The sequence below is a fragment of the Corynebacterium sp. KPL4015 genome (genome assembly GCF_040225725.1).
GTDB lineage: Bacteria > Actinomycetota > Actinomycetes > Mycobacteriales > Mycobacteriaceae > Corynebacterium > Corynebacterium rhinophilum.
On sequence record NZ_JBEHGF010000039.1, the window covers coordinates 1 to 13,748 of the forward strand.

Here is a 13,748-nt window from a genome sequence, read left to right on the forward strand (position 1 = left end):
ATGCAATATCGGAATCAGACCCTTGAACCCCTCATCACCTAGAATTAAACCAGTCCAACTTTCGGGGGCCAGTTCAAGATGGCAAGGCCCCACTGCTGGAATGCCGTATTGATCGGAGACGGAATCTGCCACGGAATGCGGCTGGTGCGGTGCAGGGCGCCGAGGACCAGTCCGGTGATCAGTGGGCCGAGAGCGAACCCGAGCTCGAAGGACGCGCCACCGGGCAGCGGGACGACGATAAGGGAAATCAGGTAGCCGATGGTCAGCCCACCACCGAGTGCTACCCAGTTAAGCTGCGAGTATGCAGTCACGGAATCGCCGAAGTAATCGCGGACATCGCCCAGGCGGTCATGCTTGACCACGATTTCTAGGTCATCACCAGATTCCAAGTGGGTCTCGTTGGTGGCAAGGAATTCCTCATCGCCGCGGCGCACTCGCACAATCCGCGCGCCGTAGCGCGAAAAGAGGTTTAACTCCTTGACCTTGCGGCCCTCAATATCCTCATTGGAAATGGCCACGGTCTCATTGACCAGGCGCTTATCCACAAACGGGGTTTGGGGCTGGCGCTTTCCCAGGGCATCCGTAAGCTCCTTAGCTTTTGCCTTGGTCACCAGCACGCGCAGGACATCGCCGCGGTGCAATTCCGGGTTATCGCCCGGCACGTCGATATCGCGGCCGCGGCGGATGGTGGCGATGATGAAATGATCCGCGAATTTCTCGCGCAGCTCGGCATAGGAAATATCGCGGGTGACCTTAATCGTCCGCGAGCGGAAAATCTTTTCCGCCGAGTGGTCCTGGTCCTTCTGCGCGGGCCAACTATGCCGCAGGATGAATGCCACGAGGAGGATGGCCACGGCCACGCCGACTGGATAGGCCAAGGAATAGCCCACGGCGGGCAGCTCCTCGCCGGATTGCTGCTGGGCCACCGCGAGCGATGCCGTGGACGTCGTCGCGCCGGAGAATACGCCGGTCACCGCCAGCGGCGATAGCCCCATGAGGCTGCCTATGCCCAGCGCCGCGGCCGCCGCGGCTATTACCGCCACAGTGGCGAGCAACATGTGCTTTAGCTGGGTAGAAAAGCCCTTGAAGAAGGCCTCGCCGGCAGAGAGCCCCTGCATATAGATAAAGAGGCCCAAACCCAGCTTCTGCAAGGAACTAAGGATATTGTCATCCAGATCAATAAAGGACCCGAAGGCTAAGCCGACAAAAAGGGTACCCGCCGCGCCGAAGCGCAGCGGGCCAAAGGGAATCATGCCAAAAAGCGTGCCGAGCACGATCATGAAGAAAATGCTCAGCCAAATATTGCCATCAAAAATCGCTAACACGCTGTGCAATCTTAGGAGCTTGGCGCGATTTAGCTAGCTGAAAAAGCTTGGCACCTTGCACCGAATACCGCCATTAGTGGAGCGCACGTGAATATCCCACCTGCTGCCACAAAGAATCAGGAGGGCGATCTCACACCACCGCCTAGAGGTGAGCTAATCCAGCAGGAATTCTTTCCACTTTGGCCACTCGCCATGGGTTTGTGCCTTGCCCGCTTGGTAATTCGCGCGCAACTTATCCACATTGCGCTCGGTAGAGGCCACCTGCATATCTTCCGGGAAAAACAGCTGCGCCTTGCCCTGGCGCTCTAGCTCGAGGAGCCGGTCCTTGGCCGCGTTATAGATGGGCGGGCGGCCAATGAGGGCATCGGCAATAGCGGGGTACTTGCGGAAGATGCGGCGGGTAATCGCCGGGCGCGCTACCTCGGGGCGGACATATCCGCGCGGCTTGGAGCCGATGAAGAGGAATTTCTCGTAGCCGGCCTCTTCCGCTTGCTCGATGGTAATTCCACCGGACGAGCCCAAGGCGCCGTCCACATAGGGCGAGCCATCGATGATGCGGATGGGCATAAGCAGCGGCAGCGTAGAGGAGGCGCGCACCCGCACATACAGATCTTCTGGTTCCTTCACATCATCGCGGGTCCAATACACGGATTCGCCGGTATCGGCCCGCGCGGCGGCAAGCACCATATCCGCTGGATGCTCGCGGTACGTATCCCAGTCAAAGGGCATATCCTTATCCGCGGAGCGCTCATAGATATATTCCGCATTGAAATATCCGTTTCCGCGCACCAGCGAGCCCACGCCGCCAAAGCTGGGGTTATTGACAAAATCCGTGAAGGATTCCTCCGCGCGCTTGGCATCGTGCGAGAGGTAATTGACCGTGTGAGAGGCGCCGGCAGATACTCCGCCTACCCATCCAAAGGTGACGTTCTCTTGGATGAGTTTGACTATGCAGGCGGCGGTATAGGAATTGCGCATTCCGCCGCCTTCGATAACAAGGGCGGTGTTGCTGGCATCAATCATGGTCTCCCATAATACGCGCGGCGATGTTACGGCGGTCAACCCCGCTTCCTGGCTGCGCGGCTAGACTTGAACGCTATGGGATTATTGGATGCTCTTGCCAAACTTACCGGGAATGGGGCGCCGCACTTGGCGCGGCCCGATTCCGCGGCGACCACCATGCAGGTGGACCGGCTAGATATTAGGACCGCCGGCCAGCTGATCATCATTATCACCGGCCAGCAGGGCGCGCGGGCCCTTGCTGAGCTCGCCGGTTCGCGCGAGTCCGCGACCCTTATCTCCCCCACCACCACGGCGCATTTTCCCGCCGTGACGAAGGATATGCTGCCGGTGAAAGACCCCAAGCACGGCTGGATCATCCCCATCACGCCGACGCTGGCGAGCGCGCTTTCTCAGGCCGAGCTTGCAGGGGCATCGCTTGCCGATGCCCCCAGCGAGTTCGAGCTGTCCCCCAGCCTCGCGGTGGTGGTGGAATAATGCCTATTTATCCCTTCCAAGGCGCGCGCCCGCGCATCCACCGCAGCGCGTGGATCGCGCCGAATGCCACCATCATTGGTGATGTGGAAATCGGCCCAGATTCTTCCGCATTTTATGGCTGCGTGCTGCGCGGCGATGTCGGCCCCATCCGCATTGGCAGCCGGTGCAATATTCAAGACAATAGCGTTATCCACGTGGAACGGGAGGCACCGTGCATCCTTGAAGACGATGTCACGGTAGGCCACATGGCCATACTCCACGGCACCCATGTGGGCGCTGGCAGCCTGGTGGGCATGTCCGCTACCCTGCTATCTCGCTCCACCATCGGGCCCGGTTCACTCATCGCCGCCGGCGCGCTGGTGCGCGAGGGCGCGGAAATCCCGGCCCGCTCCTTGGCCGCCGGCGTCCCGGCCACCGTGCGTCGCGAGCTTTCCGCCGAGCAGTCCGCGGCGTTTATCCCACACGCCGCGCGCTACGTGGACCTTGCACAACAGCAATCTGCCTCTGAGCTCGCGCTTGATGATGTCTACTTTGACTAGCGCATCCCTATAGGTTCACGACACCCATGATGATAAGGAAGGCGGCAACTACATAGCCGCTGATGAGTGCTACCCGCGCGCTGTTTTCGCGCGCCGCCGCAAAGACTCGACCAGCAGCTGAGTCTGGGTGGGCGCGCACCACGGCGATGAAAAGGCCGCACACCACCGGCAGGGAAAGCGCCAGGGTGGCGTACCACAGAAGGCCGCCGTATTGGGCGGCGAGCGGCAGATCCTCGGTGGCTAAGAACATGAGGCCAAAATAAAACGGCACGGAGGTCAGCGATTGCACCACGCCCATCACGAACCCGATAAGCACGGTGGTGATAGAAGGCCTGCGCAGCGGTTGCAGCATGCGCCCGATCAAGGCATTGGGTTTTCCCTGGGAATGCCAGGCGGCAAAGGCCAGGGCGATGCCGACGATGATGAGGATGCCGCCGGCAATCGGTGACTCCAAAATGGCCGCTATCTGTTCGCGCACGCCCAATAGGACGAACATGACCACGGCCGCGGCGGTAAGAACTCCCAACCAATCGCCCAGGATGACTAGGCCGGCAATCCAGCGGTACTTCCCGCGCGGGAGCATGATGCCGATGGCCACGAGGATGCCAATGAGCAAGGCATTGACCGAATCCAAGAGAGCGAAACTTACCGCGTGAATCATGCGCGATAGTCTACCTATCCTTCGCGCCACCCTGTGCACTCTGGGCTGGGCTGGGTTATAGGTCACATTATTGCGCCACTATGCCTACCTGCACCGTATTTTGCACCAATTCCGCAAGATTGCATATACTATGCAAGGTTTTAGAAGCAGTGCCCACACCTCTCACGCATAAAGGAGCTCACCATGTCCAGATTCCTCTACCGGCTGGGAAGCTGGTCCTACCGCACGGTATGGCCCTTCCTCGCCTTCTGGCTCATCGTCTTAGTGGCGATGGTTGGCCTCACCGCCGGCTTTGCCAAAACCCCGAACCCCAACTTCGCCATGCCGGAGATGGACTCCACCACCACTCAAGAAGAGATGATGGAGCACTTCGATCAAGATACCGATGCCATGAGCGCCCCAGAGGGCACCGTGGTCATCCAGGCCCCTGCGGGCAAGGAGCTAAGCGATGATGCCGTTGCCGGGGACATCGACAAGCTGCTCCAAGATCTCAAGGACACCGGTGCGCTGAAGAACGAGGATGAGTTGGTCAGCCCGGTCCTCGCCGCCGCTGGCATGGAAAAGCAAATGGGCGAGCAGATGCGGGCCCAAGGCATACCCGAAGAGCAGGTTGCGAAGAACCTGCAGCAGCTTTCCCCGCTGAGCGAGGATAAGACCACCGGCACCGTCACCATCGCCTTCGATGCCGCTGATGTCATGGACATCAACGATGACGATATGGCTGCGGTAACGGATGTCCTGCACGAGCATGACGGCGAAGGCCTCTCCGTTAAGTACCAGGGCAATGCCTTTGCGATGGCCGAGGCTGGCATGAATGGCAGCGCCGAACTTATCGGCATGGTGGTTGCCGCCATCGTATTGCTGGTGACCTTCGGCTCCTTCGTAGCTGCCGGCATGCCGCTGATTTCCGCCGTCATCGGCGTGGGCATCGGCATCCTCGGCGTGCAGCTGGCCACCATGTTTACCGATACCGTCTCCGATATGACCCCGACGCTGGCCTCCATGATCGGCCTTGCCGTGGGCATCGACTACGCCCTGTTCATTGTCAACCGCTTCCGCAATGAGCTCATCACCTCCTCGGGCCTGAATAACCTGACACCAAAGGAACTGGCCAAGGAACTGAAGAAGATGGATAAGGGAACCCGCGCCCACGCCATGGGCATGGCGCTGGGCACCGCCGGTGGCTCCGTCGTCTTTGCCGGTACCACCGTGGTCATCGCCCTGGCGGCCCTGACTATTATCGGCATCCCATTCCTATCCACCATGGCTATCGCCGCCGCGGGCACCGTGATCATCGCCGTGCTAGTGGCCAATACCTTTATCCCCGCCGTGCTGGGCCTGCTGGGCACCAAGATCTTCGCCGGGCGCGTGCCCGGCCCCAAGGTTCCAGACCCCGAGGACGAGAAGCCAACCATGGGGCTGCGCTGGGTCCGCCGCGTGCGCGCTCACCCGTGGCTGCACCTAGGCGTAGGCGTTATCGTACTTGCCATCCTGGCCATCCCATTTGCGAATATGCGCCTGGCCATGCCTACCGATGGCTCCGCTAAACCCGGCACCCCACAGCGCGAGGCCTACGAGATGTCCGAGGAGGCCTTTGGTCCAGGCCGCAATGCCCCGATGATCGCCTTTGTCAATGTGGAAGACGTCTCCGAGCAAGACCGCATGCCGGCCTTCCAGGATCTGCTCCACAAGTTCAACGACACCGAGGGCGTGGATAACGCCCAAATCATCCAAACCACGGATAACGGCGATGCCGCTCAGATCATGATCACGCCGACCACCGGCGCAACCGATGAGAAAACCACCGAGACCTTGGAGCACCTGCGCGAGTACCAGGGCGAATTTCTAAGGACGGCGGCTCCTACGGCATTACCGGTATCACCCCGATCTTCGACGATATTTCTGAGCGTCTGAGTAGCGTGCTCGTACCGTACGTGGCCATCGTCTTGGGCCTTGCCTTCATCGTCTTGATGTTGGTCTTCCGCTCCATCTGGGTTCCGCTCATTGCCGCCGCGGGCTACGGGCTTTCCGTGGCCGCCACCTTCGGCATTACCGTTGGCATCTGGCAAGAGGGCATGTTCGGCCTCGTCAACGACCCGCAGCCGCTGCTATCCTTCCTGCCCATCATGCTCATCGGCCTAACCTTTGGCCTGGCCATGGACTACCAGGTCTTCTTGGTCACCCGCATGCGCGAGGGCTACGTCAGCGGCAAGACCGCCGCCAACGCAACCTCGAATGGCTTTAAGCACGGCGCGCGCGTGGTCACGGCCGCAGCGCTCATCATGATTTCGGTCTTCGCGGCATTCATCCTGATGGACGAGCCATTCATTAAGACCATGGGCTTCGCCCTGGCAATGGGCGTGCTTATCGATGCCTTCGTTATCCGCATGATGGTCATCCCCGCCACCATGTTCCTCTTGGGAGACAAGGCGTGGTGGTTCCCTAAGTGGTTGAATAAGATCGTGCCTAATATGGATATCGAGGGCGAGGCCCTGCACAAGGAGCGCGAGACACTCATGCGCTTTCAGCACGACAAGGTAGGAAAGGTTCATCGTGACTAGTTTGCGCGAATCCAAGAAGCGAGCAACGCGCCAGGCCATGTCTGATGCCGCGGCCCGCCTCGCCTTGGACGGCGGCGCTGAGGCAGTCACGGTCTCAAATATCACCAGCGCCGTCGGGGTCTCCCCGCGCACGTTCCACAATTATTTTTCTTCCGTGGCCGATTCCCTCTTGCATTACACCGCGGATGTCCTCGAGGCATTCGCAGAGGATATTCCCACCGCATTTCCCGGCGAGCCCATCTCTACTGTCTTGGAATACACGCTCATTGATGCCCTGGACAATGAAGACATGGAGCTGCGCTCGCTGCACAGCCTGTTCAAGATCGGCGAGGCGATGGAAAACCTCAGCCACACCGCCGAGGAAAAGAAGAAATTCGATAGCGTCACGCACCGTGTCGTCGTTGCCTTTCAAGAGCGCTACCCCGAATATTCGGCCTTCGAGCTCACCATCATCTTGACCGCGTGCGGCAGCACCGGCAATGCCTGCCAGCAAGAGCTGAAAAGGCGCTGCGAATTGGGCAGGTCCCCCAGCAAAAGGGAACGCGATGAGCTGGTCCACCACGCCTTTGCCACCCTGCGCGGCCTCGTATGAGGTTTCAGTATCCTCGTAGGTAATTATGGATACTTCGAATTCGCTTGCCCAGGCCACCCGCGATGCCTGCTTTATTCAGTCGGGCCTTGATGCCGCCTTCCGGGCCCGCTTGGGCGATACCACCGACGTGGAATTTAATTTCCTCACCCCCTCAATGGATTCCGAGGGGCGCCTTAACCACAATCAGCCCGTGGAAATCCGCTGCAGCTCTCCCTCCGGTGTCAAAGACTTCCGGGGCACACGCATCGCCGTCATCGATCGCGCCGATTCGCCTACCTGGCAGTGGGCGATGCAGGCGGAGGCCGACCTGCCGCAGGGCGGGGATGACCCGGCGAAGTTCATCCCCCTCGCTCGCCTCTTGGCCGGCAATGCCCCGGTACTGCGGGCACAACAAGAAGATCATGAGGCGATTATTGCTGTGGATTTTCACCCTCGCCTCGACTTTCCCACCAGCGTTGCAGCAGGCATTCGCCGCAGCGCGCCGGACATTGATGAGCAACGCGCGGTGCACGAACTCGCCCACCACTTAGGCATCACGGCCGCAGAGGTCGGCGCGGAATCTGCCGCGGACTCCACTGCGGAGTCCGTCGAGCATTATTCCGATGGAACGACGCTGCATTTTTCTAGCGCAGTGGGCTCGCCGCAGATCACCGCCATCGAGCCGGGCATGAAGGATACCCGCATCATCGAGGATGCCTTTTATTACGGCATGGAGCACCAGATGTACTTTCAGGGCAATTTCCCCGAGGCCACGGTGCACGTCAATGCGGACGTGGCCACGGCGGAGATCCGCTATTCTGGTGGGAAGGCCGAGGCCACGGCGGTACTCATCGCCACCATTTCGGAAGAGCGATTCCTGTGGGCGTGGGCCGATCCTGAGGTCAAGGACACCGCAGCCGCGCAGGCTGCCGCGAACCCGTACCGCTTCGGCATCGATCACCAGGTGCCGGCACTAATCCGGCCCGCGCTACCGCTGGACTACGCGCGCGCCCGGCAGATACCCCAGCTAGCCCTGCCCATCCTGGGCATGTGGACTTTGGTGGGCACCACGCTTGCCGATGGCCGCGTCGGCCTCGTCCTCCTCGATTCCGAAGCGCTGCATTTGCCGCAGCCCACATCCGCGGCCACGGAGGCAACGCTGGCGGCTACCCCACCCCGAGAGATCAATGAGGCGCGGGCCCGAGCAGCCTACGCCTCCTTCCGCGGGATTAATCTTTAGCTAATACATCGCGGATGACGTCTACATCCACATCCGCGACGCTTGCCGGTTTGAATGCCGCGTCATTGGATTTATCCACCAATACCGCGCGCACGCCATCGGAAAAGTCATCGCGGCGATACATATAAGCACCCAGCTTCTTTTCCAGCTCAAGGGCATCGCGAATGCTCGAGCATTTCGCCTCTGCTCGGTAGAGCTCCAGCGCGGCCACGATGGAGGTCGGGCAGGCCTGCGCGGTAAGCTTTTCTACCAGCTCCTTCAGTTCTGGGTACTCCTCTGCGGCAGCGATGATGTCCTGCCAGGAACCGTGGCGGAAGCTAGCCTCGATCCCCTCGATGAGCTCCGCAAGCGGGGCCTCATCTTCTGGCTGCACGGAGTGCTGTTCCAGCGCGGCGTCAATGCCTTTGTCAATGACGTCGCTGGCAAAGGCATCGCCGTCTTTTACGTAGTCAGTGGCCAGCCCGCTCCACACGAGGTCGGCGGCGTACATGCGGTAGCCGGTAATACCCCAGAACTTCGCGAGCTCTGGCGAGGCCTTACCGCGCGTGCCTACGGCGTTTTGGGAGGCATACGCCATGCCCACATCCGTGACGTAACCAATATTCATCTCCGGCATGGAGGCGAAAGTCTTATCCGTGACCACGCAGTGCGAGCCGTGCGCGGAGACACCAAGACCGCCGCCCATAGCGATGCCATCCACCAGCGCGATGACCGGCTTGGGGTATTCCGCGATATCCCCGTTGAGGGTGTATTCCGAGGCAAAGAAGTCATCCACTTCGCCGTATTTGCCGTCCACGATGCCGTCGCGGGCCAAGCGGACATCGCCGCCGGCGCAATAAGCCTTGGGGTTGGTAGAGGTCAAAAGGACCTGCTCTACCTCGTCATCATCGCGCCACTTATCCAAAGCGGCGGCAATGAGATCGATCATTTCTGGGCTCAGGGAGTTGAGAGCCTTTGGGCGGTTGAGCTCAATGACTCCGGTATGGTTGCGGATTGAGGACACGATAGGTGCATCATTAGTCATATCCCCTATTGTGACACACAACTCATATACCTAGCTACTGTTTGCGACTTCACAGATAGGTCTTAATTTTGCTTCCACAGCTTATCGCCCTAGACATGGACGGCACCCTGCTCGATGGAAATGGCGACTTGCCGCCAGGATTCGCGGAGACTAGCCAGCGCGCAACCGAGCTTGGCGTCACCCTCGTTCCGGCATCGGGGCGCCAGCTCGCCACCCTGCAAGAGATGTTTCCTCATGAAGAGACCTTTATTGCGGAAAATGGCTCCGTGGTTGTGCACAATAACGAGCTGCTGAGCACTACGCCCCTGCCGTCATCGGCCGTCCACGCTGCGGTGAGAGCGCTCGACGCGGTAGCCCAACCCCACACCGTGGTGCTGTGCACGCCGGCAACGGCGTTTGTGGAAACGGGCATCGACGAGCAAGCCTCCGCCGAAATTTCCAAGTACTATAAATCCATCACCTGGGTGGATAACCTGCACGATCTGCTCGATGAGGACATTATCAAAATCGCGGCCTTCTGCGCCGATGGCAGCGAGAAACACCTCCACGATCCGCTGCGCGAGGCCGTGCCCGAGCACAATATTGCGGTATCTGGGGCAGTGTGGCTCGATGTGATGGCGGCCGGGGTCAATAAGGGGGTGGCGCTAGAAACCATGGCATCGCTGCTGGGTATCCCCCAATCTCGCACCGCGGCGTTTGGGGATTTCCTCAATGATTTCGAACTCCTCCAAGCCGCTGGCACCGCCATTGCCATGGACAATGCGCATCCTAAGCTCAAAGCCATTGCCGATACAATCGCCCCGCCCAATACCGAGTATGGGGTGCTGACAGTGCTGAATCAGCTTTTTGCCAGCCAATAGGATTAGACTCTTTTCTTTCACCATCTATCCGTTAAATATTGCCAATTTCCCGCGCCACGCCGTGCTCTCTACTTTGGGTAATGGCGCTGCTCGCGGTCTAAAATTGGCCGATTAGTACATTTTCGTAGTGCAATGGGAGTTCATGTGAATCGTTTTCTGCGCTCGCTGCTGGGGAAGAAAGATTCCGAGCGTAATGAGGCCACGCCGCCTTCGACGCGGCAAAAGGATGGGCCTACAGGTGATTCCTCCACTGAGGCTTCTACGCCTAAATCCACCGCACCCGCCGAACCGAATGCGGAAAGCCACACTGATAAAGGCGCGCGGAAGCAACAACAGGCTCCCCGCTCGAGTGGGCAAAACAGCAAGTCAACACCACAGGACAAAGGCAAGCAGGACAGTAAGAAAGCTGCACAAACAAAGCCTACGGACATCAACCGTGGTCTCGCGCGCCAGTCGCGCCAGATAGGTACGCCCACGCCGCAACAAAAGCAGGCAACTCGCACCCAAAATGCGAAGGCTGCCAAATCCGCTCCAACTAAGGGCACTACCCAAAACAAGCAAAACGGTTCCGCCCAGAAAAAGGCCGAAGCGAAAAAGCGCCAACCGATAAAGCCAGCCACGCCCAAAGGATCTAAGAAACCGCAGCAACCCGCGGCCGAGACGAAGGAATTCCCGGCGAGCCCCGGCGGTACGTCTAGCAGTCCTAGTACTTCCCGCCCTAAAAACTCCGCTGGCGCATCCCAGTCTTCCGGTACTACTCGGTCCTCCGACGGCGCTCGTCCTTCGGGTACGGCCAAGCCTTCTGGCCCTGCAAAGCCCGCCGATGATTCGGCGAACGCCGCACAAGGAACCCCTGAATTTCCCACCCAGCAGTCTTGGCCCGCCCAAAAGCCCAAACAACACACGCCTGAGCAAGCTAAGCCAAAACAGCACAAGCCTGAACAGCGCGCATCTAGTCACAAGCGACCAGAGCAGCGCCAAACCGCACAAGAATCCGCCGCGGCACAGGGCCCCGCCTCCGTCCAGGAGCCTGCCTCTATCCAGGGGTCCGCCTCTGCGCAAGAACTAAAGCCTGGGAACCCAAGCGGAGAGAAGACCGCGCCCACGAAGGCCTTTCAGGCTAAGCGCCCTGCCGAAGAGAACGCGCGGGAACAACAACCTGCAGCCAATCACTCTGCGGAGCAGTCGTCTGCGCAAGGCAAGCAGGGCGCCAATAAATCGAAATACCCCTTGCAGAATCAACAAAACGACTCTGAAGTACTTGCAATACCGCCAGAGGATAAAAACGTGCGCAAGAAGCGGCACGCGCGGCTACGCCAAGTCAAGGGCCTCGATGGCCTGCGCGGCCTAGCCGTTCTCGCCGTTGTCTTTTACCACTTTTTCGACGACGCCCTACCCGGCGGTTACTTGGGCGTGGACATGTTCTTCGTCCTCTCCGGATTTCTTATTACGTCACTCCTCGTGCGCGAATACCGCACGTCCGGGACGATTAGCCTGAAAGACTTTTGGGTCCGACGCTTTAGGCGCATCCTGCCGGCCGCCGTCGCCGTGCTCGTTTTCTGTACGGCAATCGTTGCGTGGGTTGGCGGCGATTTGGCCGTCGGCCTGCGTCAGCAATTCTTCGGCACCCTGTTCTTTGTCAATAACTGGACGCAGATTGCGACCTCGCAATCCTATTTCGCCGATAACGAGATCCAGGTATTCGCCCACTACTGGTCACTCGCCGTAGAAGAGCAGTTCTACCTCATCTGGCCACTGCTCATGCTGGGTATTTTCCGCATCTCGTCACGCCAGCCGCGCCGCCTTCCGGTCGTCGTCGCCAGCGTGCTGGGGCTTGCCTCCTTCGCAGCCATGTGGTTTATCTTTACGCCAGGTGAAGACCCCACCCGCGTGTACTACGGCACGGATACCCACGCATTCGGCCTGTTGACCGGCGCTGTCCTCTCCTTGTTGGTGACCTCTACGAAGTCCGATCCCAACGCGGATTCTTGGGCCACCTCCGGCAAGGTAGAAACCCGCGCCGCCGGCATCATTGGCTTCTTGGCGCTCATCGGCTATGTCGCGCAGCTATTCCTCATGCCTGACGATGCCGAATTTACCTACCGCGGCGGGCTCTTTATCACCAGCATCCTTGGTGCCCTCATGGTGTGGGGTGTCATCCACGAGTACGGCCCGATGACGCCGCTGTTTAGGACGAAGGTCAGTCGGTGGTTGGGTCAGCGTTCCTTCTCGCTGTACCTGTGGCACTGGCCAGTCATCATGATTTTGGAGGCGCTATTCCACGGCAATCAGAATTCTGAGAATACTTGGATTCTGGGTCTTGTCGCCGTCCCCATCTCCCTGATCCTCTCGGAGATCTCTTATCAGTTCATCGAGAATCCTTTCCGCCGCGGCGGATACAAGAAGACGTGGAAGAACTACTGGGCCTCGCGCCCGAGCTTCAGCGAACTCAAGGATGGTTTTGGCAAGGCCATGTGGCCTGTCGTCCCGTTCTTGGTTGTCGCCTCTCTGGTGGGCGTTGTGTACGGCGTAGTTAATTCCAGCGACAAGACCGAATTGGAGCAGCAGCTCGACCAGCTCCAGCAGCAAAACGAAAGCAATAACCCACCTCCACCGGAGGCATCCGCTCCGTCAACAACATCGACTGAAGACGATAAAGACGAAGCAAAGGATGACGCCAAGACCCGCCCCATCCCGAAGGGGACAGATATTACCGCGATCGGTGATTCGGTGATGCTGGCGGCTAGCGATGCCCTCAGCCAACGTTTCCCTGGCATTTATATCGATGCCCAGGAATCCCGCCACTACACAGTGGGTATCCAAATCCTTCAACAAATGAAGGACGCCGGCACGTTGCGCGATACCGTATTCTTGGGCTTCGGCACCAACGGCGCCGCCCAGCCAAATCAAATCAGCCAGGCCATGGACATCATCGGCAAGGACCATACCGTGGTAATGGTTGTTCCCTACGGTGATCGCGAGTGGATGGCGCAGTCCCAGCAGGACGTCATCGACGCCGCCAAGGAATACGACAATGCTTATATTGCCGACTGGTGTGGCTATGCCGAAAATAATCCGGACATGCTCTACTCCGATGGCGTGCACCCGCTTCCCGAAGGCGCCACCGGCTATTCCGACGCCTTCTATGACGCTTTGAAGCAATATTCCAAATACGACAAGAGCGTATCCTCACAATGCCAGGCTTAACGGAGAGCGCGGCCGGAGGTAGCTAGCACATCTGGGTCGGCCTCCTACCTCAGCCTCACCCTCGCCCGCCCTTCGCGCTCGCGGGCGGTTCATTCTCACGGGCGGGTTCCCGCCCCGTGAGCGCGAAGGGCGGGGTTTTATGTTCTGGCTCGTAGATGAACGCATAACTAAAGCCCGCACTCATGTCTGAACTGGCCCCCGAAAGTTGGACTGGTTTAATTCTAGGTGATGAGGGGTTCAAGGGTCTGATTCCGATATTGCAT

Annotated in this window: 10 protein-coding genes and 1 pseudogene; 7 read left to right on the top strand and 4 right to left on the bottom strand. The window is 59.4% G+C overall.

Annotated elements, in window-relative coordinates; genetic code table 11:
• Window positions 1-44: 44 nt before the first annotated feature.
• Both ABRP64_RS11100 and ABRP64_RS11105 read right to left on the bottom strand, forming a co-directional pair.
• Window positions 45-1,325, bottom strand: a complete 1,281-nt coding sequence (locus ABRP64_RS11100) for an aspartate-alanine antiporter-like transporter (RefSeq protein WP_349866469.1) — start codon at window positions 1,323-1,325, stop codon at window positions 45-47.
• Between the two features lie 153 nt (window positions 1,326-1,478).
• Window positions 1,479-2,348: a patatin-like phospholipase family protein gene (locus tag ABRP64_RS11105; RefSeq protein ID WP_349866471.1), complete on the bottom strand. Its 870-nt coding sequence runs from the start codon at window positions 2,346-2,348 to the stop codon at window positions 1,479-1,481.
• A 75-nt stretch (window positions 2,349-2,423) separates the two neighbouring features.
• On the opposite strand from ABRP64_RS11105, the gene ABRP64_RS11110 reads away from it, so the two are divergent.
• The gene (locus ABRP64_RS11110) at window positions 2,424-2,822 is read left to right on the top strand and encodes a hypothetical protein (protein WP_349866472.1); all 399 of its coding nucleotides are present in this window, start codon (window positions 2,424-2,426) and stop codon (window positions 2,820-2,822) included.
• Window positions 2,822-3,361, top strand: coding sequence for a gamma carbonic anhydrase family protein (locus ABRP64_RS11115; RefSeq protein ID WP_349866474.1), 540 nt, complete (start codon window positions 2,822-2,824; stop codon window positions 3,359-3,361). Before ABRP64_RS11110 ends, ABRP64_RS11115 begins: the two co-directional genes overlap by 1 nt.
• A 7-nt stretch (window positions 3,362-3,368) precedes the next feature.
• Here the strand turns inward: ABRP64_RS11115 and ABRP64_RS11120 are convergent, their stop codons facing one another.
• Window positions 3,369-4,022: a hypothetical protein gene (locus tag ABRP64_RS11120; RefSeq protein ID WP_349866476.1), complete on the bottom strand. Its 654-nt coding sequence runs from the start codon at window positions 4,020-4,022 to the stop codon at window positions 3,369-3,371.
• A 183-nt stretch (window positions 4,023-4,205) separates the two neighbouring features.
• Between ABRP64_RS11120 and ABRP64_RS11125 the strand changes: the two are divergent.
• The 3 genes and pseudogenes from ABRP64_RS11125 (at window position 4,206) to ABRP64_RS11135 (ending at window position 8,394) form a co-directional block, all read left to right on the top strand.
• Window positions 4,206-6,583: pseudogene (locus tag ABRP64_RS11125) on the top strand (MMPL family transporter).
• On the top strand, window positions 6,576-7,175 hold the full coding sequence (locus ABRP64_RS11130; RefSeq protein WP_349839451.1) for a TetR/AcrR family transcriptional regulator: 600 nt from the start codon (window positions 6,576-6,578) through the stop codon (window positions 7,173-7,175). Before ABRP64_RS11125 ends, ABRP64_RS11130 begins: the two are co-directional and overlap by 8 nt.
• 25 nt (window positions 7,176-7,200) lie before the next feature.
• Window positions 7,201-8,394, top strand: coding sequence for a DUF6882 domain-containing protein (locus ABRP64_RS11135; protein ID WP_349866478.1), 1,194 nt, complete (start codon window positions 7,201-7,203; stop codon window positions 8,392-8,394).
• Here ABRP64_RS11135 and ABRP64_RS11140 read toward each other — a convergent pair.
• Window positions 8,384-9,418, bottom strand: a complete 1,035-nt coding sequence (locus tag ABRP64_RS11140; protein WP_284785423.1) for a 3-hydroxyisobutyryl-CoA hydrolase — start codon at window positions 9,416-9,418, stop codon at window positions 8,384-8,386. The genes ABRP64_RS11135 and ABRP64_RS11140 overlap by 11 nt on opposite strands.
• Before the next feature lie 68 nt (window positions 9,419-9,486).
• On the opposite strand from ABRP64_RS11140, the gene ABRP64_RS11145 reads away from it, so the two are divergent.
• Complete coding sequence (locus tag ABRP64_RS11145; protein ID WP_349866480.1) at window positions 9,487-10,278, top strand: HAD family hydrolase; 792 nt, start codon at window positions 9,487-9,489, stop codon at window positions 10,276-10,278.
• 144 nt (window positions 10,279-10,422) lie between these two features.
• The gene (locus tag ABRP64_RS11150; RefSeq protein WP_349866481.1) at window positions 10,423-13,485 is read left to right on the top strand and encodes an acyltransferase family protein; all 3,063 of its coding nucleotides are present in this window, start codon (window positions 10,423-10,425) and stop codon (window positions 13,483-13,485) included.
• The last annotated feature ends 263 nt before the right edge of the window (window positions 13,486-13,748 follow it).

Bases quoted from the DNA above. Each gene is read 5' to 3' on its own strand.
- ABRP64_RS11105 (WP_349866471.1), bottom strand. From the start codon at position 2,348: ATGATTGATGCCAGCAACACCGCCCTTGTTATCGAAGGCGGCGGAATG.
- ABRP64_RS11110 (WP_349866472.1), top strand. From the start codon at position 2,424: ATGGGATTATTGGATGCTCTTGCCAAACTTACCGGGAATGGGGCGCCG.
- ABRP64_RS11115 (WP_349866474.1), top strand. From the start codon at position 2,822: ATGCCTATTTATCCCTTCCAAGGCGCGCGCCCGCGCATCCACCGCAGC.
- ABRP64_RS11120 (WP_349866476.1), bottom strand. From the start codon at position 4,022: ATGATTCACGCGGTAAGTTTCGCTCTCTTGGATTCGGTCAATGCCTTG.
- ABRP64_RS11135 (WP_349866478.1), top strand. From the start codon at position 7,201: ATGGATACTTCGAATTCGCTTGCCCAGGCCACCCGCGATGCCTGCTTT.
- ABRP64_RS11140 (WP_284785423.1), bottom strand. From the start codon at position 9,418: ATGACTAATGATGCACCTATCGTGTCCTCAATCCGCAACCATACCGGA.